General features: G+C 62.7%; 20 protein-coding genes and 1 pseudogene. 11 read left to right on the top strand and 10 right to left on the bottom strand.

The annotated features are described in order from the left end of the window. The first annotated feature begins 95 nt into the window (after nucleotides 1-95). The 3 genes from FS767_RS02785 to FS767_RS02775 are packed head-to-tail and all read left to right on the top strand — an operon-like array spanning nucleotide 96 to nucleotide 2,723. Nucleotides 96-878: a sulfite exporter TauE/SafE family protein gene (locus FS767_RS02785; RefSeq protein ID WP_144964106.1), complete on the top strand. Its 783-nt coding sequence runs from the start codon at nucleotides 96-98 to the stop codon at nucleotides 876-878. 16 nt (nucleotides 879-894) lie between these two features. Then, complete coding sequence (gene lgt / locus FS767_RS02780) at nucleotides 895-1,701, top strand: prolipoprotein diacylglyceryl transferase (RefSeq protein ID WP_144964105.1); 807 nt, start codon at nucleotides 895-897, stop codon at nucleotides 1,699-1,701. A 50-nt stretch (nucleotides 1,702-1,751) separates the two neighbouring features. Beyond that, complete coding sequence (locus FS767_RS02775; protein ID WP_144964104.1) at nucleotides 1,752-2,723, top strand: thymidylate synthase; 972 nt, start codon at nucleotides 1,752-1,754, stop codon at nucleotides 2,721-2,723. Nucleotides 2,724-2,846: 123 nt separating this feature from the next. Here FS767_RS02775 and cadR read toward each other — a convergent pair whose 3' ends face one another. After that, complete coding sequence (gene cadR / locus FS767_RS02770) at nucleotides 2,847-3,290, bottom strand: Cd(II)/Pb(II)-responsive transcriptional regulator (RefSeq protein WP_144964103.1); 444 nt, start codon at nucleotides 3,288-3,290, stop codon at nucleotides 2,847-2,849. Nucleotides 3,291-3,371: 81 nt separating this feature from the next. Between cadR and FS767_RS02765 the strand changes: the two genes are divergently transcribed. Beyond that, a complete protein-coding gene (locus FS767_RS02765; RefSeq protein WP_144964102.1) occupies nucleotides 3,372-5,630 on the top strand; it encodes a heavy metal translocating P-type ATPase in 2,259 nt (752 codons plus the stop codon). Between the two features lie 21 nt (nucleotides 5,631-5,651). Here the strand turns inward: FS767_RS02765 and FS767_RS02760 are convergent, their stop codons facing one another. Both FS767_RS02760 and FS767_RS02755 read right to left on the bottom strand, forming a co-directional pair. After that, nucleotides 5,652-7,016: a GTPase/DUF3482 domain-containing protein gene (locus FS767_RS02760; protein ID WP_144964101.1), complete on the bottom strand. Its 1,365-nt coding sequence runs from the start codon at nucleotides 7,014-7,016 to the stop codon at nucleotides 5,652-5,654. Then, nucleotides 7,009-8,400, bottom strand: coding sequence for a DUF2868 domain-containing protein (locus FS767_RS02755; RefSeq protein ID WP_144964100.1), 1,392 nt, complete (start codon nucleotides 8,398-8,400; stop codon nucleotides 7,009-7,011). Before FS767_RS02755 ends, FS767_RS02760 begins: the two co-directional genes overlap by 8 nt. A 54-nt stretch (nucleotides 8,401-8,454) precedes the next feature. On the opposite strand from FS767_RS02755, the gene FS767_RS02750 reads away from it, so the two are divergent. Next, the gene (locus FS767_RS02750) at nucleotides 8,455-8,970 is read left to right on the top strand and encodes a dihydrofolate reductase (protein ID WP_144964099.1); all 516 of its coding nucleotides are present in this window, start codon (nucleotides 8,455-8,457) and stop codon (nucleotides 8,968-8,970) included. Nucleotides 8,971-9,017: 47 nt separating this feature from the next. Here FS767_RS02750 and FS767_RS02745 read toward each other — a convergent pair whose 3' ends face one another. Then, nucleotides 9,018-10,409, bottom strand: coding sequence for an L-cystine transporter (locus tag FS767_RS02745; RefSeq protein ID WP_058638147.1), 1,392 nt, complete (start codon nucleotides 10,407-10,409; stop codon nucleotides 9,018-9,020). A 241-nt stretch (nucleotides 10,410-10,650) separates the two neighbouring features. Between FS767_RS02745 and FS767_RS02740 the strand changes: the two genes are divergently transcribed. Continuing rightward, nucleotides 10,651-11,706 carry a haloacid dehalogenase-like hydrolase gene (locus FS767_RS02740; protein WP_144964098.1) on the top strand — a complete coding sequence of 352 codons (1,056 nt, stop codon included), beginning with the start codon at nucleotides 10,651-10,653 and terminating at the stop codon, nucleotides 11,704-11,706. 93 nt (nucleotides 11,707-11,799) lie between these two features. Here FS767_RS02740 and ilvD read toward each other — a convergent pair whose 3' ends face one another. Beyond that, entirely contained in the window at nucleotides 11,800-13,641 is a 1,842-nt protein-coding gene (ilvD, locus tag FS767_RS02735) for a dihydroxy-acid dehydratase (RefSeq protein WP_027913475.1), read from the bottom strand. 475 nt (nucleotides 13,642-14,116) lie between these two features. On the opposite strand from ilvD, the gene FS767_RS02730 reads away from it, so the two are divergent. After that, nucleotides 14,117-14,773, top strand: coding sequence for a magnesium transporter (locus tag FS767_RS02730; RefSeq protein ID WP_144964097.1), 657 nt, complete (start codon nucleotides 14,117-14,119; stop codon nucleotides 14,771-14,773). Between the two features lie 34 nt (nucleotides 14,774-14,807). Here FS767_RS02730 and FS767_RS02725 read toward each other — a convergent pair whose 3' ends face one another. Both FS767_RS02725 and FS767_RS02720 read right to left on the bottom strand, forming a co-directional pair. Further along, nucleotides 14,808-16,004: a class I SAM-dependent rRNA methyltransferase gene (locus FS767_RS02725; protein ID WP_144964096.1), complete on the bottom strand. Its 1,197-nt coding sequence runs from the start codon at nucleotides 16,002-16,004 to the stop codon at nucleotides 14,808-14,810. A gap of 66 nt (nucleotides 16,005-16,070) precedes the next feature. Continuing rightward, nucleotides 16,071-16,607, bottom strand: a complete 537-nt coding sequence (locus tag FS767_RS02720; protein ID WP_058602882.1) for a type 1 glutamine amidotransferase domain-containing protein — start codon at nucleotides 16,605-16,607, stop codon at nucleotides 16,071-16,073. 190 nt (nucleotides 16,608-16,797) lie between these two features. Between FS767_RS02720 and FS767_RS02715 the strand changes: the two genes are divergently transcribed. Next, complete coding sequence (locus tag FS767_RS02715; protein ID WP_178102703.1) at nucleotides 16,798-17,616, top strand: HDOD domain-containing protein; 819 nt, start codon at nucleotides 16,798-16,800, stop codon at nucleotides 17,614-17,616. A 3-nt stretch (nucleotides 17,617-17,619) separates the two neighbouring features. After that, complete coding sequence (mutM, locus tag FS767_RS02710) at nucleotides 17,620-18,432, top strand: bifunctional DNA-formamidopyrimidine glycosylase/DNA-(apurinic or apyrimidinic site) lyase (RefSeq protein WP_144964094.1); 813 nt, start codon at nucleotides 17,620-17,622, stop codon at nucleotides 18,430-18,432. Between the two features lie 67 nt (nucleotides 18,433-18,499). Here mutM and FS767_RS02705 read toward each other — a convergent pair whose 3' ends face one another. Together FS767_RS02705 and coaD are read right to left on the bottom strand one after the other, a co-directional pair. After that, nucleotides 18,500-18,751, bottom strand: coding sequence for a YfhL family 4Fe-4S dicluster ferredoxin (locus FS767_RS02705; protein WP_058602885.1), 252 nt, complete (start codon nucleotides 18,749-18,751; stop codon nucleotides 18,500-18,502). A gap of 109 nt (nucleotides 18,752-18,860) precedes the next feature. Beyond that, a complete protein-coding gene (gene coaD, locus FS767_RS02700) occupies nucleotides 18,861-19,340 on the bottom strand; it encodes a pantetheine-phosphate adenylyltransferase (protein ID WP_023532462.1) in 480 nt (159 codons plus the stop codon). Between the two features lie 199 nt (nucleotides 19,341-19,539). Between coaD and FS767_RS02695 the strand changes: the two are divergent. Together FS767_RS02695 and FS767_RS02690 are read left to right on the top strand one after the other, a co-directional pair. Further along, nucleotides 19,540-20,205: pseudogene (locus tag FS767_RS02695) on the top strand (TetR/AcrR family transcriptional regulator). A gap of 37 nt (nucleotides 20,206-20,242) precedes the next feature. Next, nucleotides 20,243-21,100, top strand: a complete 858-nt coding sequence (locus FS767_RS02690) for a sulfurtransferase (RefSeq protein ID WP_144964093.1) — start codon at nucleotides 20,243-20,245, stop codon at nucleotides 21,098-21,100. Here the strand turns inward: FS767_RS02690 and FS767_RS02685 are convergent. After that, nucleotides 21,094-22,101, bottom strand: a complete 1,008-nt coding sequence (locus FS767_RS02685; protein WP_144964092.1) for a hydrolase — start codon at nucleotides 22,099-22,101, stop codon at nucleotides 21,094-21,096. The two genes, FS767_RS02690 and FS767_RS02685, sit on opposite strands and share 7 nt — an antisense overlap. Between the last annotated feature and the right edge of the window lie 4 nt (nucleotides 22,102-22,105).

Here is a 22,105-nt window from a genome sequence, read left to right as displayed (position 1 = left end):
CAGGCAGCGGGACAGATCCAACCTGACACAGACTTCACTAGAGCCGCGAACCCAGCTTCCGTTACCATGCCGGATTGATTTCTCGGGGAAGCCGAATGGAATTCGTGCTCTATCTGGTATTAGGTGCATGTGCGGGGGTGCTGGCCGGCCTGTTCGGCGTGGGCGGGGGCATCATCATCGTGCCTGTGCTCGTGTTCAGCTTCACGTTGCAGGGCTTTGACGCTTCGGTGTTGACGCACCTTGCGGTAGGCACATCCCTGGCCTCCATCGTCTTCACCTCCATCAATGCCGTGCTCGAGCATCACCGCAAAGGGGCGGTGCAATGGCCGATCTTTGCCTGGATGACCCTGGGGATCCTGCTGGGTGCCGGTGTCGGGGCCAAGACGGCATCGCTGATCCAGGGGCCCATGCTGCAGAAGATCATTGGCGTCTTCGCCTTGGTGATTGCCGCGCAGATGGCACTGGACCTCAAGCCCAAGGCCAGCCGCGGTGTGCCCGGCAAGGCTGCACGGGTGGCAGCGGGTGGCGTGATCGGCTGGGCCTCGGCCATTTTCGGCATCGGTGGCGGCTCGCTGACCGTACCCTTCCTGACCTGGCGCAGCCTGCCCATGCAGCAGGCCGTGGCGACGTCGTCAGCGTGTGGCCTGCCCATTGCGATCGCCAGTGCAGCGGGTTTCATGGTGCTGGGCTGGCATGAACCCCAGCTGCCGCCGCACAGCGTCGGTTACGTCTACCTGCCGGCGATGGTCGGCATCGCCGTGACCAGCATGTTTTTCGCACGTTACGGGGCGCGGCTGGCTCACAGACTGTCACCGCGCCTGTTGAAGCGCCTGTTTGCGGCCCTGTTGTTCTGTGTAGGCCTGAGCTTTCTGATTTGAATCGAGAGGATGTTAAATGCTGCCTTACCCGCAGATAGACCCCGTGGCACTGGCCATCGGACCGCTGAAAATCCATTGGTACGGCCTGATGTACCTGATCGGCATCGGCGGGGCCTGGTTGCTGGCCACCCGCCGCCTCTACCGGTTCGACCCTACCTGGAGCCGCGAAAAGCTTTCCGACCTGGTCTTCTGGCTGTCGATGGGCGTGATCGTAGGGGGACGGCTGGGCTATGTGCTGTTCTACGACCTGCACGCGTACCTGGCCAACCCGACGTTGATCTTCGAGGTCTGGAAAGGCGGCATGTCGTTCCACGGCGGTTTCATTGGCGTGATGCTGGCTGCACTGTGGTTCGGCAAGCGCAACAACAAGTCGTTCTTCGAACTCATGGACTTCGTCGCCCCGCTGGTGCCGATCGGCCTGGGTGCCGGGCGTATCGGCAATTTCATCAATGCCGAGCTGTGGGGCAAACCGACCGATGTGCCATGGGCGATGATCTTCCCGCCGTTCAGCGACCCGGCGCAGTTGCCGCGCCACCCTTCGCAGCTGTATCAGTTCGCCCTCGAAGGCGTGGCACTGTTCGTGATTCTCTGGCTGTACTCGCGCAAACCCCGGCCAACCATGGCAGTTTCCGGAATGTTCGCGTTGTTCTACGGTATTTTCCGTTTCATCGTCGAGTTCGTGCGGGTGCCGGATGCCCAGCTCGGTTACCTGGCGTGGGGATGGCTGACCATGGGTCAGATTCTGTGCATCCCCATGATCGTGGCTGGCCTTGGGCTCATCTGGTGGGCTTATAATCACAAGCCTACGGCGACACCCGCCTGATCACTCTCCCGGCAGGGGCGATCCCCCTGCCGTCTAGCTACAGGTAAGCCATGAAACAGTATCTGGACCTGGTCCGCGACGTTATCGAAAACGGCACGTTGCAGGAAAACCGTACCGGCATCCGCACCATCAGCCTGCCAGGGGCGATGCTGCGCTTCGACCTGCAGAAGGGCTTCCCCGCTATCACCACGCGCAAGCTGGCGTTCAAGTCGGCCATCGGCGAAATGGTGGGCTTCCTGCGCGGGGTTCGCAATGCCGGCCAATTCCGTGAGTTGGGTTGCAAGGTCTGGGACCAGAACGCCAACGAAAATGCCCAGTGGTTGGCCAACCCGTTTCGCCAGGGCCATGACGACCTGGGCGAGATCTATGGGGTACAGTGGCGGCAATGGCCGGGCTACAAGCGCATCGCCCTGAGCAGTCAGGCCGCGATCGAGATGGCGGAAAAGGCCGGCTTTCGGCAGATTGCCCAGGATGAAGAGGATGGCGTGGCGTTTGTCATCCTGTACAAGGCCATCGATCAGGTCCGCCAGTGCCTGGACACCATCGCCAACGATCCTGGCAGCCGACGCATCCTGTTCCACGGCTGGAACTGCGCCCAGCTGGATGAAATGGCCCTGCCGCCTTGCCATCTGCTCTACCAGTTCCACCCCAACGTGGAAACGCGCGAGCTTTCACTGACGCTTTACATCCGCTCCAACGACCTTGGCCTGGGTACACCATTCAACCTCACCGAAGGAGCGGCATTGCTGGCGCTGTTCGGCCGGCTGACCGGCTACACGCCGCGCTGGTTCACCTATTTCATCGGCGACGCCCATGTGTACGAGAACCACTTGGACATGCTCAACGAGCAGCTCAAGCGCGAGCCGCTGGAAGCGCCCAAACTGGTGATTAGCGATCGGGTCCCGGCGTTCGCCGAGACAGGCAAGTACGAGCCACAGTGGCTTGAGCAGATCGAGCCGAGTGATTTCTGGCTCGAAGGGTATGAGCATCATGCCCCGATGACGGCGCCGATGGCGGTCTGAGGGATCCCCTTCATACCCCCGGTGCACGACCTCGGAGCGGTCTAGCCGGGGCGCTCCTACCCGAAATCCGCTAGCCTTCAGGTGCGGTGCAAGACAATTGTTCCGGCAGGCTAGTCACGCCCACTAATGCCCATGGCTACGCCCAACATGTGAATGCTCGATATCCGGCACCGTCACAGCGCCGTTGGTTTCCAGCTGCTGCAGAATGGCGCATTGCGCGCCTTCCTCGTTACACCGTCTTCGCAAATCCATCAGTTGCGCCTGTAATGCCACCAACCCATCGAGCCGGGCCTGGACGTGCTCGATATGCTCGTCGATCAAGGCATTCACGCTGCCGCACGAGGCCTGAGGGCTGTCACGCAGCTGCAGCAGGCTGCGGATTTCATCGAGCGTCATGTCCAGCGTGCGGCAGTTGCGTATGAATGTCAGGCGCTCGACATGCGCTTGCGTATACATCCGGTAATTGCCCTCGCTGCGCGCAGGTTCAGGCAGGAGCTTTTCGCGTTCGTAATAACGAATGGTCTCCACAGCGCAGTCCGTCGCCTTGGCAAGGTCGCCGATCTTCATGTTGAAAACTCCTGGCATTCGCTTGACCCTATAGTGGCTACAGGGTGTTCACTTGGCAACAGACTCAATTAAGGATGACCCATGAACAAGTCTGTCAGCCCTGAACACGCGCATCATCATGAGCACAATCATGACCATGCCCATGACGACGTGCGCCATGGCGATCAGGGTCATACCTGTTGCAGTACGCAGGCCGCGCCTGCCCACGTGCAGTTGACGTCCAGTCCCAGCGAGCAGGCCCAGCTCAGCCGTTTCCGTATCGATGCCATGGATTGTCCGACCGAGCAGACGCTGATCCAGGACAAACTGGGCAAGATGGCTGGCATCGAGGCGCTGGAATTCAACCTCATCAGTCGCATCCTGGGGGTCAGGCACACGCTCGATGGCACGTCCGACATCGAACGGGCCATCGACAGTCTGGGGATGAAAGCCGAGCCGCTCGTGGGTGATGCGGACAGCGCTACCGTGCCAGCGCCGCCGCGCCAGCAGGGTTGGTGGCCGCTGGCGCTGTCCGGTCTGGCAGCCCTGGGCGCCGAAATCGTGCACTTCGCCCAGCTCGCGCCGCAATGGCTGGTGGCCGCGCTAGCACTGGCGGCGATCCTGGGTTGTGGTCTGGGTACCTACAAGAAGGGCTGGATTGCGCTAAAAAACCGAAACCTCAACATCAACGCCCTCATGAGCATCGCGGTCACCGGTGCGTTGCTGATCGGCCAATGGCCGGAAGCAGCCATGGTGATGGTGCTCTTTACCGTGGCCGAACTGATCGAAGCCCGCTCGCTGGACCGTGCACGCAATGCCATTGGCGGGCTCATGCAGTTGGCGCCGGACATGGCGACCGTGCAACAGGCCGACGGCCAATGGCGCGAAGTGGACGTACGTGAAGTCGTTGTCGGCGCGACGATGCGCGTACGGCCAGGCGAGCGTATCGGGCTCGATGGCCAGGTGATCAGCGGGCAGTCCAGCGTCGATCAGTCCCCGATCACCGGTGAAAGCCTGCCGGTGGAGAAGGGCCTGGGCGACAAGGTCTTCGCCGGCACCATCAACCAGGCAGGTGCCCTGGAAATCAAAGCCACCGCCGTGGCCGGTCAGTCCACACTGGCTCGCATCATCAAGGCCGTCGAGCAGGCGCAAGGGGCGCGGGCGCCAACCCAGCGCTTCGTCGACCGGTTTTCGCGGATCTATACGCCGGCGGTGCTGGCCCTTGCGCTGGCCGTGGCGATCGTCCCGCCGCTTCTGCTGGACGGCACCTGGTTCGACTGGGTGTATCGTGCGCTTGTGCTGCTGGTAGTGGCATGTCCCTGTGCACTGGTGATCTCGACCCCCGTCACCATCGTCAGTGGCCTGGCGGCTGCGGCGCGCAAAGGCATCCTGATCAAGGGCGGGGTGTACCTCGAAGGCGGGCGCCACCTGGACTTCCTGGCCCTGGACAAGACCGGCACGATCACCCACGGCAAGCCGGTCCAGACAGACTTCAAGGCCCTGCAACCGGCGTTCGAGCATCGTGCGCAGGCCCTGGCATCGAGCTTGGGTGCACGCTCCGATCACCCCGTGTCGCGAGCGATAGCCCAGTTCGGCCAGGACAACGACCTGCCCCACAGTGAGGTCCGGGATTTCACCGCGCTCGCGGGCCGTGGCGTGCGTGGCACCATCGAGGGTGAGGTGTTGCACCTGGGCAACCATCGCCTGGTCGAGGAGCTGGGGCTGTGTTCACCCGAACTGGAAGCCCAGCTCGATGCCTTGGAACAGCAGGGCAAGACGGTGGTGTTGCTGCTCAACGCATCAGGCCCCCTGGCATTGTTTGCGGTGGCCGATACCGTCAAGCAAAGCAGCCGGCAAGCCATTGCCGAGCTTCATGCACTGGGCATCCAGACAGCCATGCTGACCGGTGACAACCCGCACACCGCCGCGGCCATCGCGCGTACGGTAGGCATCGATCGGGCCGAAGGTAACCTTCTGCCAGCCGACAAGCTCAGTAGCATCCAGGCGCTGTACGACCAAGGTCATCGCGTCGGCATGGTCGGGGACGGCATCAACGACGCGCCGGCGCTGGCCCGGGCCGAAATCGGCTTCGCCATGGCGGCGGCTGGCACCGACACTGCCATCGAAACGGCCGATGTGGCGCTGATGGACGATGACCTGCGCAAGATCCCTGCGTTCATCAGGCTGTCGCGGCACACCGCAGCGATCCTCAAGCAAAATATCGTGCTGGCCTTGGCGATCAAGGCGATTTTCCTGGGCATTACCTTCGCCGGGCTGGCCACCATGTGGATGGCCGTATTCGCCGATATGGGCGTGAGCCTGCTGGTGGTGTTCAACGGCCTGCGCTTGTTGCGCAAGTGACCACCGCCTGAAAGGCCAGGCCTAGAGCTGCTGTACCAGCGCTTCGAGCTGCTCCTGACGCTGGGCCTGGTTCGGTTTGGCACCTGGGTTGAGCGTGGACCATTGCGGGTGCGCGCGAGCCCGCACCAGCGGTTCGGGCAGCTTGCCCTGACGCCAGGTCTTTTCATCCAAGGGGCCCAGGCGAATACTGTCCTGAGCGGCGTGCCCACGGTGGTCCAGTGCCGCCATCAGCTGTTGCTGACGCAAGGCCAGCAAGCGCAGGACGGTATCATCGACGGTCAGCTCGCGTTTGCCCTTGAGCTTGCCCATCAGGCGCGCGCCATAGCCGCGTGCCGTCTGCAGGGCGCCGCCGGCGATGGCCCCGGCCAAGGCGGCGACGCCCAGGGTAAGCCCACCTGCCAGCAGGTCCACGCCGGCCCCGGCCGCCGCGCCTGCCGCTACACCGCCGCCTACACGCACTCCAAGCTGCTTCAGGGTTTCAGGATTGAACAGATCGTCCCCCCAGCGCCCGTCCAGCAACGGCAGGTCGCTGGCATGCGCGTCGTCGCGCCGGAACGCATAGAGCTTGAGCAGAGCCTCCACGCAGCGCTGTTCACGCTGGCGCACGGCCTGGTGGAGCGCCTCGATGGCTTGTGCCTGGGCAGAAGGTTCACCTTCCACGCTGCGACGACAGGCAGCGCAGTCCAGCAGCAATTCGGCGATCAGGCGTTTGCCACCTTGCTGGCGGGCCACCCGTTGGGCCTGCTGATCGTCGATCAGGCGCTGCAAGCTAGGGCGTGCATCTTCCAGCAGCAGGGCGAGGCTCTCATACAGGCGGCGCTCGCCATCTTCTGGTGGGGCTACGGTGTCGAATCTCACTAATGCATGAAGCCCAAGCCGGGCGAGGGCTTCACGCCACTGCGGTTCGCGATGCTGGGGGCTGGAGACAAAGTTGAGCACCGGCAGAAGTGGCTTGCCACAGCTGGCCAGCACGTCGAGTTCGTCACGGTACTTGGCCAGCACCGGCTCGCGGGCGTCGATGACATAGAGCCCGGCATCGCTTGCCAGCAGCTGGCGCAGCACCTTGGCCTCCTGCTCGAAGCGCTGGCGCGCCTCGCTGCCCTGCAGAAAGCGCTCCAGCCGCGCCGGGCCATCCAGGCGCTCGCCAGGGCGTTCGAGGCGTTCGAGGTAGTCGAGCAGGGCGATGGCGTCTTCCAGGCCCGGTGTGTCGTAGAGCTCCAGCAGAGGCTCCCCGTCCACGGACAAGCGAGCCCCTTCCACATGGCGTGTGGTGCTGGGGCGATGCGAGACCTCTCCGAAACCGACGTCACGCGTGAGGGTGCGTAGCAGCGAGGTCTTGCCCACATTGGTGTGGCCTACCACGGCCAGCTTCAAGGGCTCAGTCATGACCGTGCTCCAACCAGGCCAACGGTAAAGTATCAGCATGAGGGAGCCCCAGGCGATCCAGGGCTTCACGCCAGTCATTCAGGCGCCGCTCGTCGCGAAGCTGATCAGCGACAGTAGGCAACAGCCAGATACGCGTACTGCCTGCATTGCGCGCCAGCTCGGCAAGCAAGGCCAGGCTACCGCGGTCCGGCGAGCGCTCAGGGTCGAGGGCAATGGCCAGGCGCGCGGGTGGAAAACGCCCCAGTTGCTCAAGCAGACGATGCCGCGACTCCCGGCTGTCCAGCACACCGGCATCGGCGACATTGGCGGGCAATGACGGCGGCCAGGGGCGCTGATCATCCAGCTCGACGCCGACCAGCAGTGCGCCGGCATTTTCAATGAGTGACGGCTGGGCCTTGAATTGCGGCAGTGTGTCGGGCGCATCGTCCTGCACGCCCAGGCGCTCGCTGTTGGGCATCAGCCTGTCGCGCAGCGGCATGTAGCCTGGCAGGTCCGTGTCCAGCGCCAGGCGTTGGCGCCCTTGCCGCCAGCGCCACAGGCACACGCCAGCCAGGAGCAGACGCGGCAGCACGCCATAGACTACCACCACGCCCAGCAGCCAGCTGGCCCATGCCTGGCGCGTCATGGCCAGGGCCGGCGCGGTGTCACCGCTGGCGCGGATCATGGCCGGGTCAGGTACCGCAAAGCCCAGCAGCGCGGGCAGGGCGCCCAGGGCCTGGGTCATGGCAATGAAGGGTTCGGCCGCCAGCAACGTGGTTTCCCAGACGAAGCCATAGCGCCGGGTGGCCAGCAATGTCAGCAGCACACCCACCGCGCTCAGCATGGCCACCAACCACAGGCTGTGGACCAGCAAACCCAGCAACCAACGGCCCAGGCGTTGGCGTTGCAGCAGCACCAGCAGGGCCGGCGCCAGGTGGGCGGCACGGGCGTCGCGGGCAAAGCGTTCGCTCAACCACAGCCAAAGCCGCCCCAGCAGCGCGCCGTGCTCACCGCTCAGGAACAAGCCGATCAACCAGCCCAGCAACATGACCAGGTTCAGCCCCAGCAGGCTGCCCAGCGCCCAGAACACATTCACCGGCCGCTGCCCGTCACCCAGTGCGGCCAACGCCAGGCCGCCGCCACTGAGCACGGCCATCAACACCATTGCCACCAGCGCCAGGCGTGCCCCTTGCTTCCAACGCCGCAACGCGGCGGTCAAGCCGTCGCGTTCGGCCAGCAGCAGCGCGCGGGTCTCGATGCGCAGGGCAAGGGTGCCGCCTTGCTGGCGGGCACGGCGGTTGGCTTCCTGGTCCTCGAGAGGGCCGGCATGTTCTTCGCGCAGGCGTATCGCCTCGGTGAGCCAGCGCTTGTCCAGCAAAGAAGGTGCACTCACAGGGTGTTCCATTGCACAGGTCGTGGCAGCAGCATAACTCACCCGCGCGGTGCTATTCTCGCCGGCATGAAGACATTACTGCCCTTAAGCCTGATCGTGGCCTGCGCCGACAACCGCGTGATAGGCATCGACAACTCCATGCCCTGGCATTTGCCGGGGGACTTCAAGTATTTCAAGGCCACCACCTTGGGCAAGCCCATCATCATGGGCCGCAAGACCTGGGACTCGCTGGGACGGCCGCTGCCTGGGCGGTTGAATATCGTGGTCAGCAGGCAGCCCGGGCTGAAACTGGTCGGTGCCGAAGTTTTCGCTTCGCTGGAAGACGCGCTGGTGCGGGCTGATCAGTGGGCGTGCGAGCAAGGTGTCGACGAGCTGATGCTGATCGGTGGTGCGCAGCTCTACGGGCAGGCGCTGGAGCAAGGACTCGTCAGCCGTATGTACGTGACGCGGGTCGAGCTGTCGCCCAAGGGCGATGCCTGGTTCCCGGATTTCGATCGCAAGCAGTGGACGCTGCTGTCCAGTCAGGCGCAGGCCGAGGAAGGTAAGCCGTTGTATCACTTCGAGGTGTGGGACAAGGCCTGACGCCTGTTGCGCGAGGAAAGGGCCGCGCTGTGCGGCCCCCCGTGAACTCAGGTATGGCTCAATGCTGCGTGTTCATCATCGGCCAGTACCTGCTTGTCGGTTTCCTTGAGCAGCTGGCTGGTTACCACGCCTGCCGTCATCGAACCGTTCACGTTCAACGCCGTACGGCCCATGTCGATCAGCGGCTCCACCGAAATCAGCAGGGCTACCAGCTCCACCGGCAAGCCCATGGCCGGCAGCACGATCAGCGCGGCGAAGGTAGCGCCGCCGCCAACCCCGGCCACACCGGCCGAACTGAGCGTGACGATGGCCACCAACGTGGCGATCCACAGCGGATCGAAGGTGTCGATGCCAACCGCTGGGGCGACCATCACCGCCAACATGGCAGGGTAAAGCCCGGCACAGCCATTCTGACCGATGGTGGTCCCGAATGAGGCGCTGAAGCTGGCGATAGACTGCGGCACGCCCAGGCGACGCGTCTGGGCCTCGATGTTCAGCGGGATGCTGGCAGCGCTCGAACGGCTGGTGAAGGCGAAGGTCAGCACGGGCCATACCTTGCGGAAGAAGCGCAACGGGCTGACCCCGATCGCCGCCAGGATGATGGCGTGGACCACGAACATCAGCGCCAGGCCCAGGTAGGACACCACTACGAAGCTGCCCAACTTGAGGATGTCTTCCATGTTCGAGCTGGCCACCACCTTGGTCATCAATGCCAGCACGCCGTAAGGCGTGAGCTTCATGACCACGCGCACCAGGCGCATCACCCAGGCTTGCAGGGTATCGATGGCCGAGAGTGCACGCTGACCCTTTTCGGCGTCGTCCCTGATCAACTGCAAGGCGGCCAGGCCGACGAAGACGGCAAAGATGACCACGCTGATGATCGATGTCGGCTTGGCCCGCGCCAGATCGCCAACCGGATTGCTGGGGATGAACGAAAGCAGCAGTTGCGGGATGTTGAGGTCGGCGACCTTACCTGCATAGTCGCTGTGGATCACCTGCATGCGTGCGCTCTCCTGGGCGCCTGCCACCAGGCCTTCGGCACTGAGGCCAAAGAGGTTGGTCAGCAGGATGCCGATCAGGGCAGCGATAGCCGTGGTCAGCAGCAGCGTGCCGATGCTCAGGACGCTGATGCGTCCCAGGGAAGAGGCATTGTGCAGACGCGCCACGGCGCTGAGGATGGAGGCGAAGATCAGCGGCATGACGATCATCTGCAACAGGCCCACGTAGCCGTTGCCGACCAGGTCCAGCCAGGTGATGGTGGTCTTGAGCACGGGGTGCCCTGCGCCATAGATCGTATGCAGGGCCAGGCCGAAGCCCACGCCAAGTGCCAGGCCAAGCAGCACTTTCTTGGCCAGGCTCCAGTCGGTACGGCGGGTCTGCGCCAGTCCCAGCAACAAGGCCAGGAACGCCAGCAGGTTTAGCAGCAGTGGCAGGTTCATTGAAACTCCGGAAACGAGAAGATGAGTCGCCGCCTCTATGTGCGATTGCGAGCGGAAATGCTAACAGCCTGAAAACAAACGAATTTATACCCAAATGGAATTTACATAGTCGCAAATGGAATAAAGAGCCGTCGTGGATTGCAATGAATACGGCGTTTACTGGGGCGTAAATGTCGCAATCGAGCGGTGCCGACAGGGCTCACTCGACTAGCGTCTGTCAGTTGTATCAGGAGATTCGTACATGAACGTTGCGCTCAAAACCGCCGCCATCGGCCTATCCCTGCTGTTCAGCTGGCAAACCTTCGCAACCGAGCTTGACCACTGGCCAGCCGAAGCCGCCACACAGCTCGACCGCATGATCACCGCCAACGCCCATAAAGGTAACTACGCGGTGTTCGACATGGACAACACCAGCTACCGCTACGACCTTGAAGAAGCGTTGTTGCCATTCATGGAGAACAAAGGGCTGCTGAGCCGTGACAAGCTGGACTCTTCGCTGAAACTCATCCCCTTCAAGGACAGCGCCGAGCACAAGGAAAGCCTGTTCAGCTACTACTACCGGCTGTGTGAGATCGACGACATGGTCTGCTACCCCTGGGTGGCGCAAGTGTTTTCCGGCTTCACACTCAAGGAACTGAAAGTACAGGTGGACGCGCTCATGGCATCCGGCAAGCCTGTGCCTAGCACCTACTACGACGGGGATCAGGTCAAGGCCATCGAAGTGCAGCCGCCCAAGGTCTTCAAGGGCCAGGCCGAGCTGTACAACAAGTTGATGGAGAACGGCATCGAGGTCTATGTGGTGTCAGCCGCTTCCGAAGAGCTGGTGCGCATGGTCGCCTCTGACCCCAAGTATGGCTACAACGTGAAGCCGCAGAACGTCATCGGGGTCAGCCTGCTGCTCAAGGATCGCGCCACAGGGCAATTGACCACGGCACGCAAGCAGATCAGCACTGGGCACTACGATGCCAAGGCTAACGAAGGGCTCGAACTGACCCCTTACCTGTGGACGCCCGCCACGTGGATGGCGGGCAAGCAAGCGGCGATCCTGACCTACATCGATGAATGGAAGAAGCCCGTGCTGGTGGGCGGCGATACCCCGACCAGCGATGGCTACATGCAGTTTCATGGCGTGGATGTCGCCAAGGGCGGGATCCACTTGTGGATAAACCGCAAGCCCAAGTACATGGAGCAGCTCGAAGGAATGATCGCCAGGCAGGCAGCGGCCCAGGCCAAGGAAGGGTTGCCGGTGACGGCGGACAAGAACTGGGTGATCGTGACGCCTGAACAGATTCAGTGAGCAGGTTGCATCCGTGATGGATGCGCGAGGCCGCTGTCTTGGCAATAAAAAACCGGCGCTCGAAGCGCCGGTTCTCGTCATGCTGGATGGCTATCACAGCCCTTCGAGCATCGCCTTGTTACGCACGGCACCTTTGTCGGCACTGGTCGCCAACAGGGCGTAGGCCTTCAAGGCTGTCGTCACCTTGCGCGGGCGTACCTCAGCCGGTTTCCAGCCCTTCTTGTCCTGCTCGGCGCGGCGCTCGGCCAGCTCATCATCGCTTACCAGCAGGTTGATCGAGCGGTTGGGGATATCGATCAGGACTTTGTCGCCGTCACGCACCAGGCCGATGGCGCCGCCTGCTGCGGCTTCCGGCGAGGCATGACCGATGGACAGGCCCGAGGTGCCTCCCGAGAAGCGGCCGTCGGTGAGCAGGGCGCACGCCTTGCCCAGGCCCTTGGACTTGAGGTACGACGTGGGATACAGCATTTCCTGCATGCCCGGGCCACCTTTCGGGCCTTCGTAGCGGATGATCACGATGTCGCCGGCCTTCACTTCGTCGGCGAGGATGCCACGCACGGCGCTGTCCTGGCTTTCGAAGATCTTGGCCGTGCCTTCGAACACGTGGATCGATTCGTCGACACCGGCGGTTTTCACCACGCAGCCGTCCAGGGCGATGTTGCCGTACAGTACGGCCAAACCACCTTCTTGTGAATAAGCGTGCTCGAAGCTGCGGATGCAGCCGTTCTCGCGGTCGTCATCCAGGGTTTCCCAACGCGTCGACTGGCTGAACGCGGTCTGGGTCGGGATGCCGGCCGGGCCAGCCTTGAAGAAGGTGTGGACTGCCTCGTCGTCGGTCTGGGTGATGTCCCACTTGGCGATGGCTTCTTCCATGCTGCGGCTATGCACAGTGGGCAGGTCGGTGTGCAGCAGGCCGCCACGGGCCAGCGAGCCCAGGATGCTGAAGATACCGCCGGCGCGGTGCACGTCCTCCATGTGGTACTTCTGGATGTTGGGCGCCACCTTGCACAGCTGCGGAACCTTGCGCGACAGACGATCGATGTCGCGCAGGTCGAATGCCACTTCGCCTTCCTGCGCCGCGGCCAGCAGGTGCAGGATGGTGTTGGTCGACCCCCCCATGGCGATGTCCAGCATCATGGCGTTCTCGAACGCCTTGAAGTTGGCGATGCTGCGCGGCAGGACCGATGCGTCGTTCTCGCCGTAGTAACGTTTGCACAGCTCGACGATGGTGCGGCCGGCCGTCAGGAACAACTGCTCGCGGTCCGAGTGGGTGGCCAGGGTGGAACCGTTGCCCGGCAGGGCCAGGCCCAACGCCTCGGTCAGGCAGTTCATCGAGTTGGCGGTGAACATGCCAGAGCACGAGCCGCAGGTAGGGCAGGCGCTGCGCTCGTATTCGGCGACCTTTTCATCGGAGGCCGTGCTGTCGGCGGCGATGACCATGGCGTCGACCAGGTCCAGGCCATGGCTGGCCAGCTTGGTCTTGCCGGCTTCCATCGGGCCGCCGGAGACGAAGATTACCGGAATGTTCAGGCGCAAGGCAGCCATCAGCATGCCGGGGGTGATCTTGTCGCAGTTGGAGATGCAGACGATGGCATCGGCGCAGTGCGCGTTGACCATGTACTCCACCGCGTCGGCGATGATTTCACGGCTGGGCAGCGAGTACAGCATGCCGTCGTGACCCATGGCGATGCCGTCATCGACCGCGATGGTGTTGAATTCCTTGGCCACGCCACCGGCGCGCTCGATCTCGCGAGCGACCAGCTGGCCCAGGTCCTTGAGGTGCACATGGCCCGGCACGAACTGGGTGAAGGAGTTGGCGATGGCGATGATCGGCTTCTTGAAGTCTTCGTCCTTCATGCCGGTGGCACGCCACAGGGCGCGTGCACCTGCCATGTTGCGGCCGTGGGTGGAAGTCTTGGAACGATAATCAGGCATGAAACACTCCTGGCGGCTTAATCAGGTCACAGAAAGGGGAGTGAGCTTCTCTTGTCCTCTGTACCGCAGGCCGGTTGCCACTGGCACGGATGGGGCCGAAGACCGCGCGGGATCGCCGCGTGCTTGGCCAGAGCTCATAAACCCGCCGGGGGATGACTGGCGATGAATAGCCCGATTCTACACCGCTGGCGCCGGGAAGGCATGACGATGTGTCCGGGCGGCGGTTTTGGGCGAAAACCCGAAGTTGTAGGAACCGTCTGAAACGATCCGTGTGAGGCTGACCTGCGCCTGACTTGCCATTATCATTCGGCCGCCGCATGTGCGGCTTGACGAGATAACCCTCAATGGACCTTCCCAGTTACCGGTTCATCACGAACTGCAACCTGGCACTGAGCGCGCCGCCGCCAGGGCTGCCGAGGGCTTGAGTCTGCGAGGCTGAAGCCTGCAGGCGCCTGGTCGGCGCCTGGAGAACTTCATGCAAAACCCTATCGATAAAACCATCGCTGTTGGTGCCGTCGACGCTGCGCTCGATGCGCAACGGCGGCAAACCACCGAAAGCTTCCACAAAGGCGCCTCCATCACCAGTACCATCGGTGACCTGCGGCACGCGACCCTCGGATTGCTGTACCGCAAGCGGGTGCTGTGGCTGGTGCTGCTGGTGTTCGGCAACCTGTTCTCAGGGGCAGGCATCGCGGCCTTCGAAGAAACCATTGCCGCGCATATCGCCCTGGTGTTCTTTCTGCCACTGCTGGTCGACAGCGGCGGCAATGCTGGCTCCCAGTCGGCAACCCTCATGGTCAGGGGCCTGGCCACAGGCGAGGTGACGCTGAGCGACTGGGGGCGAATGCTGGGGCGCGAGTTTGGCGTCGCGCTGCTGCTGGGCTGCACCATGGCGGTGGCCGTGGCATCGCTTGGGCTGCTGCGTGGCGGCCCGCAGATCGCCTTGATCGTGGCCAGCAGCATGGTGGTGATCGTGCTGGTCGGCAGCCTGATCGGCATGAGCCTGCCGTTTCTGCTGAGCCGGCTCAAGCTGGACCCCGCCACGGCCAGCGGGCCATTGATCACGTCCATTGCCGACGCAGCAGGCGTATTGGTGTACTTCGGTATCGCGACCCAGGTGCTTGAGCTCTGAAACGATCGGGGGCTACGCAGGCCCCCGTCATGGCTCAGCTGTTGGGCAGTAACCGGCAGGTGATGCTCTTGATGTAGCGGGTTTCGCCAATGGCCGGGTGCACCGGATGGTCAGGGCCCTGACCACCGCGCTCGAGCAGCTGCATGTTGCGGTCCAGGTGACGGGCACTGGTCAGCAGGATGTTGTGCAGGTCGTCTTCGGGCAGGTGCATCGAGCAAGAAGCACTGACCAGAATGCCGTCCTTGTTCAGCATGCGCATGGCCTGCTCGTTGAGCCTGCGGTAAGCCGCCTCGCCGTTCTTCAGGTCTTTCTTGCGCTTGATGAAGGCGGGCGGGTCGGCAATGATCACGTCGAAGCGCTCCTCGGCTGCCTTGAGTTCACGCAAGGCTTCGAAGACGTCGCCCTCGACGCAGGTCAGCTTCTCACCAATACCGTTGAGCGCGGCGTTGCGTTCAACGCCATCCAGGGCAAAGCCCGAGGCATCGACGCAGAACACTTCGCTGGCGCCGAAGGCACCCGCCTGCACACCCCAACCGCCGATGTAGCTGAACAGATCGAGTACGCGCTTGCCCTGCACATAGGGGGCCAGACGTGCACGGTTCATGCGGTGGTCGTAGAACCAGCCGGTTTTCTGGCCCTCACGGACCGGGGCTTCGAAACGCACGCCGTTCTCTTCCAGCGGTACCCAATCCGGGACTTCGCCGTAAACGGTTTCGACATAGCGCTGCAGGCCTTCGGCATCGCGGGCTGCCGAATCGTTCTTGAACAGGATGCCGCTTGGCTTGAGCACCTGGACCAGCGCCGTGATCACCTCATCCTTGTGCGCTTCCATGGTTGCCGACGCCAGTTGCACAACCAGGATGTCGAAGAAGCGATCGACGACCAGCCCCGGCAGCCAATCGGAATCACCATAGACGAGGCGATAGCACGGCTTGTCGAACAGGCGCTCGCGCAGTGACAAGGCCACGTTCAGGCGGTGTACCAGCAGCGACTTGTCCAGTGGCAGCTTGACGTCGCGTGACAGCAAGCGGGCGCAGATCAGGTTATTGGGGCTCAGGGCAACAATGCCCAGTGGCTTGCCGTTGGCGGCTTCGAGCACAGCTTGCTGGCCGGCCTGCAAGCCTTGCAGCGGGGTGGCAGCAACGTCTACCTCGTTGCTGTAGACCCACAGATGACCTGCGCGCAGGCGGCGGTCGGCATTGGCTTTGAGGCGAAGGCTGGGCAGGGACATGACGTCGCTCCGGAAAAAAGAGCGGGAGTATAACCCCTACCCAACCTTAATGCTGAGCGCCAGCTGTCAGGACGACAGGGCCTGGATCAGTGCCTTGTTGAAGGCAGGGATGTCATCGGGCTGCCGGCTGCTGATCAGGTTCCCGTCAACCACCACTTCTTCGTCAACCCACTCGGCGCCAGCGTTGCGCAGGTCATCCTGCAGGGTCTTGAAGCTGGTCATGCGCTTGCCCTGGGTCAAGCCGCTCGAAATCAGCAACCAGCCGCCGTGGCAGATCACGGCAATCGGTTTGCCGGCCTTGTCATGGCTTTTGACGATTTTCTGCGCGCCTTCAACCAGGCGGATGGTATCCGAGTTCTGTACGCCGCCTGGCAGGACCACGGCATCGTAGAGTTCGCTGGCGCTGTCAAAGGTGCCGTCGACCTTGAATTCGTCCGCGGGCTCGTCGTGGTTCCAGCCGCGCACCGTGCCTTGCTTCTCGCTCAACACGTGCACCTGTGCGCCCGCCTGCTGCAGGGCGTCACGCGGGCCTGTCAATTCCACCTGCTCGAAGCCATCAGTCACCAGGATAGCCACGCGCTTGCCGTTCAGTTCAGTACCCATGGGCCTTGCTCCTTTACTCGATGAATATGAGAAACAGGCCCACCCGCGCTCATGAAAGTTCAAGTTCACTGATCCAGCGGTTAGTTCTGTAGGGTGCATCGCGGTAGAATCGGCAGTCCCATACGAGTGTGCACGCATGTCCCAAGAACTCACCGCCGAACAGATCCAGCAAGCCTTGCAAGGCATCACCATTCCGCCGCAGCCGCAGATCATGGTCGATTTGCAGTTCGAGCAGTACATGCCTGACCCGGACCTGGAAACCATCGCCAAACTGATCGCTCAGGACCCTGGGTTGTCGGGGGCCTTGCTCAAGCTGGTCAACTCGGCGCACTTTGGCCTGTCCAACAAGATTGGCTCGATCCAGCGTGCGGTGAATTTGCTGGGTAGTCGTTCGATCATCAACCTGATCAACGCACAGTCGATCAAGGGTGAAATGAGCGATGAAACCATTGTTACCCTCAACCGGTTCTGGGATACCGCGCAGGATGTGGCAATGACCTGCCTGACGCTGGCCAAGCGCACGGGTATCCAGCCCGCCGACGAAGCCTATACCCTCGGGCTGTTCCACGATTGCGGCGTTCCGCTGATGCTCAAGCGCTTCCCCACGTACATGGATGTGCTCGAAGAGGCTTATGCAAAAACCAATGAGCAGACCCGCGTGGTGGACACCGAGAACCGCGCCTTCAACACCAATCATGCCGTCGTCGGCTATTTCACGGCCAAGTCCTGGCGCCTGCCCGAACACCTGACCGGGGCCATCGCCAACCACCACAACGCGCTGGCGGTGTTTCGCGATGACAGCGCCCGCAACAACCAAAGCCAGATGAAAAACCTGTTGGCGGTGCTCAAGATGGCCGAGCATATCTGTGCCTCCTACCGGGTATTGGGCAACCAGTCGGTGGATCAGGAATGGAACGTAGTGGGGCCGCTGGTGCTCGATTACATAGGCTTGTCGGAATACGACTTCGATAACCTCAAACAGAACATCCGAGAACTAGGTGGGCACTGATACATGCCTGAGTTACCCGAGGTAGAGACCACCCGGCGCGGCATTGCACCGCATGTCGAAGGGCAGCGCGTCAGCCGCGTGGTCGTGCGTGACCGCCGCTTGCGCTGGCCGATCCCGGAAGACCTGGACGTGCGGCTCTCCGGGCAATGCATCGTCACGGTCGAGCGCCGGGCCAAGTACCTGCTGATCAATGCCGAAGTAGGGACCCTGATCAGCCACTTGGGCATGTCGGGTAATCTACGGCTGGTGGAGGCGGGCTTGCCGGCTGGCAAGCATGAGCACGTGGACATCGAGCTCGAATCCGGTCTGATGCTGCGCTACACCGACCCGCGCCGCTTTGGCGCCATGCTCTGGAGCCAGGACCCGCTCAATCATGCGTTGCTGCTGCGACTTGGCCCCGAGCCACTGACCGACCTGTTTGACGGTGAGCGACTGTTCCAGCTGTCCCGCGGTCGGTCGATGGCGGTCAAGCCCTTCATCATGGACAACGCCGTGGTCGTTGGCGTAGGCAACATCTATGCGACCGAAGCGCTGTTCGCTGCCGGCATCGATCCGCGCCGCGCGGCCGGTGGCATTTCGCGGGCGCGTTACCTGAAGCTGGCCATCGAGATCAAGCGCGTGCTGGCGGCCGCCATCGAGCTGGGCGGCACCACGCTGCGCGATTTCATCGGCGGTGACGGCCAGCCAGGGTATTTCCAGCAGACACTGTTCGCCTACGGGCGCGGCGGCTTGCCCTGCAAGGTATGTAGCACCGAACTGCGGGATGTGAAGCTGGGTCAACGCGCCAGCGTGTTCTGCCCGCGCTGCCAGCGCTGAGGCCTTGCGCGCTTCGGGATGATCGCCACGGAGGAGCAAGGCGCGGGCATGCCGATGGCCGGCAGCGTCAGGCCTTGCCGGTGATCTTCAGGTACTTGGCCATCAGCTGCTCTTGGCTTTCCGGGTGCGCCTCATCCAGCGGGATGCAGTCGACCGGGCAGACCTGTTGGCACTGCGGCTCGTCGTAATGACCCACGCACTGGGTGCACAGGTTGGGGTCGATCACGTAGATCTCTTCGCCTTGGGAGATGGCCTCGTTGGGGCACTCGGGTTCGCAGACGTCGCAGTTGATGCAATCGTCGGTGATGATCAGGGACATGGGGGCTCCGGCCGGGGCTCAGCGCCCGGGCATGTTCAACGCAATGGGCACAATTGTGCCGCATTCGCGCCTGCAGTGCACGCAGGCGCGACGATCTGGAACAGCGGCTTTATTTCTTGAAGCGTTCAGTCAGCGCATCGGCCACAGCCGGGTGCACAAATTTGCTGATATCGCCCCCCAGTGCGGCGATTTCGCGAACCAGGGTCGACGAGATGAACGAGTACCGCTCTGACGGCGTAAGAAACAGGCTCTCGACGTCGGGGGCCAGTTGACGGTTCATGTTCGCCAGCTGGAACTCGTATTCGAAGTCCGACACTGCACGCAAACCACGAAGGAACACATTGGCACCTTGCTCCTTGGCGAAATGCGCCAGCAGCGAGGAAAAGCCGATGACTTCGACATTGGGCAGGTGCCTGGTGACCTCACGGGCCAGCTCCACGCGTTGTTCCAGCGGGAACAAAGGGTTTTTCTTGGGGCTGGCGGCCACTGCAATGATCACGGTGTCGAACAGCCGCGAGGCGCGCTCGACCAGATCGCCATGGCCTTTGGTAATGGGGTCGAAAGTACCCGGGTACAACACTCGGTTCATCGCGTCATCCTGGCTGGAGTGCGTTGGGGAGTCGGATGGTAGCGCAGCGACTGCGCCCGGCCAAGTCATGCGGCCGGCCAAGGCACTATACTTTGGGCCAGCCGATGGTGCGAGGGCGCAGCGCTTGGGTACCGTGCAACACCTTGGCAATACCTCGTACCATGGCGGTTTTCACTGCTCCGTATACAGGAAGCTGGACATGGCCCGGCCCATCAAGACCCGCGAGAGAATCGTCCAGAGCAGCCTCGAGCTGTTCAATCATTCGGGCGAGCGCAGCGTCAGTACCAACCATATCGCGGCGCACCTGGGCATCTCGCCCGGCAATCTGTATTACCACTTCCCCAACAAGCAGGCGATTATTGCGGTTTTGTTCGGCCAGTACGAAACGCACGTAGACAGTTTTCTGCGCCCGCCACAGGGGCGCCCGCTGGCGGTGGAGGACAAGCGGTTCTACTTGCAGGCGCTGCTGGCTGCGATGTGGAACTACCGTTTTCTGCACCGCGATCTGGAGCATCTGCTGGGCAGCGATGCTGAGCTGGCAGCCCGTTATCGGCGCTTCTCCGCACGCTGCATGCGTCAGGGCAAGGCCATTTACCGCGGTTTCGTCGAGGCGGGTATCCTGGCGATGAACCCCGCGCAGCAGTAGTCGCTGACCATCAACGCCTGGATCGTGCTCACCTCATGGGTGCGCTTTCTCAGCACGACCCGGGAGCATGCAGCGCACCTGGGTGAAGAAGCGTTCAAGCGGGGCGTGTATCAGGTGCTGGCCCTTGAGCTGGGGTTCGTCACCGAGCCTGCGCGCAAAGCGGTGCAAGCCTTGTGCAGCGAGTTTCACGTACCGTTCATTCAGGCGCTTGAGCACTAGCGCCAGGGCCTGGGATTACATCGATCAGGAGATTGTCATGTCACTTGCGCAGTTGATCACCCCGCAGCAGTTGGCTGAGCGGCTGGATTCACCAAACCTTGTCATTCTCGACTGTCGCTTCGCCCTTGAGGATGTGGATTACGGTCAGCGCAGTTACGCCCTGGGTCATATCGAGGGGGCGCATTTTGCCGACCTTGAACGAGACTTCAGCGGCCCGGTCAGCAAGGGAGTGACAGGGCGTCACCCGCTGCCCGATCCAGAAAAGCTGGTAGCCCGCCTGCGCGAATGGGGCGTGGATAACGAGAGCGAAGTGGTGCTGTACGACGACGGTACCGGCGCCTATGCGGCGCGAGGTTGGTGGCTGCTGGCCTGGCTGGGCAAACGCAGTGGCGTTGCCCTCCTGGACGGCGGCCTGACCGCCTGGCACGCCGCGCACCTGCCATTGAGCCTGGACCCCCCAGCCCGGCGCGAAGGCAACTTCAGCGGCCAGCCCGATGATGCGATGTTGATCGATGCCGATGGCCTGGATCAGCGCCTGGGCAGCGCAGACCTGACCCTGCTGGATGCGCGCGCATTGCCACGTTTTCGTGGCGACATGGAACCCATCGACCCAGTGGCAGGGCATATTCCTGGAGCACGCTGCGCCGCTTTCACCGAAAACCTTGGCAGCGATGGCCGTTTTCTGCCGCCCGAGCAACTCAGGCAACGTTTCGAGCAGCAGCTGCAGGGCCGCGCGCCCGAGCATCTGGTGGCGTACTGCGGTTCGGGGGTAACGGCGTGTCATAACCTGTTCGCGTTGGCGTTGGCAGGCTACCCGCTCGGCAAACTGTATGCAGGCTCATGGAGTGAATGGATCACCCGCCCTGAGCATGCAGTAGCAACGGGCGATCAGTAAGCCGTCCTCTGCATACCTTCGCGCAACCACTGCGGAATCCGGCGCTCCAGGTAATAGCCCGGTTTTCGCAGGCTGCCGTCAACGAACCCGACATGGCCGCCATGGGCGTGCAACTCCAGCTCGGTCCCTGGGGCCAGCTCGTTTGCCGTTGGTAAGCTCAGGGGCGAGACGAAGGGGTCGTCGCTGGCCTGGATGATCAGGGTCCGGGTACGGTTCTGGCCCAGGTAGAAGCCACTTGAAGCGCGGCGATAATAGTCGTGCACATCCTGAAAACCATTCAGCGGTGCAGTGACCTTGGCGTCGAAATCCCAGAACGTGCGCAAGCCACGCAGTGGCCCGAGCTGCTCCAGCTTCGCCAGACGTTCTGGGTGGCCCTGGTCTTTGAACAAGCGCTGCTTGATCTGCACGTAGGCCAGCATCTCGCGCATGAAATGTGCCTGGTACACCTTCGAAAACCCTAGGCCGATACGATCGGCACACTGGTCCAGGCGAAAAGGCACGGAGACGGCAACTGCTGCCTGCAACTGGCTGTCGTCACCCTGTTCGCCCAGGTATTTAAGCAGGACATTGCCTCCCAGGGAGTAGCCGACCGCGTACAGGGGGGCCAGGGGCCTTTTGGCGCGCAAGTGGCTGATGATTTCAGCCAGATCCTCGCTGGCGCCAGAGTGGTAGCTGCGCGGCAGCAGGTTCGGCTCCCCAGAGCAGCCCCGCCAGTTCGCTGCAACGCTGGCCCAGCCCAGTGCGTGCAGCGCCTGTTGCAGGCCTTTGACATAGGGTGAGCCCGATGACCCCGTCAACCCATGAAGCACTAGCACCAGCGGCGCATGGGGCTGGTGCGGGCCATGCCAGTCGAGGTCGATGAAATCCCCGTCCGCCAGCCAGATGCGTTCGCGGTCGCGTTGCAGCACTGGGATTTTGCGCCAGAGGGGACCCCACAATGTTTGCAGGTGGGGGTTGGAAAGGCCTTTGGCAGGATGAAACAGGGCGCTGGAGCTTGGCATGCTG

The organism is Pseudomonas sp. DE0010, assembly GCF_007680745.1.
GTDB lineage: Bacteria > Pseudomonadota > Gammaproteobacteria > Pseudomonadales > Pseudomonadaceae > Aquipseudomonas > Aquipseudomonas parafulva_B.
Note: the sequence above shows the minus strand (reverse complement) of the source record. Positions and strands in the feature narration are given on the sequence as shown.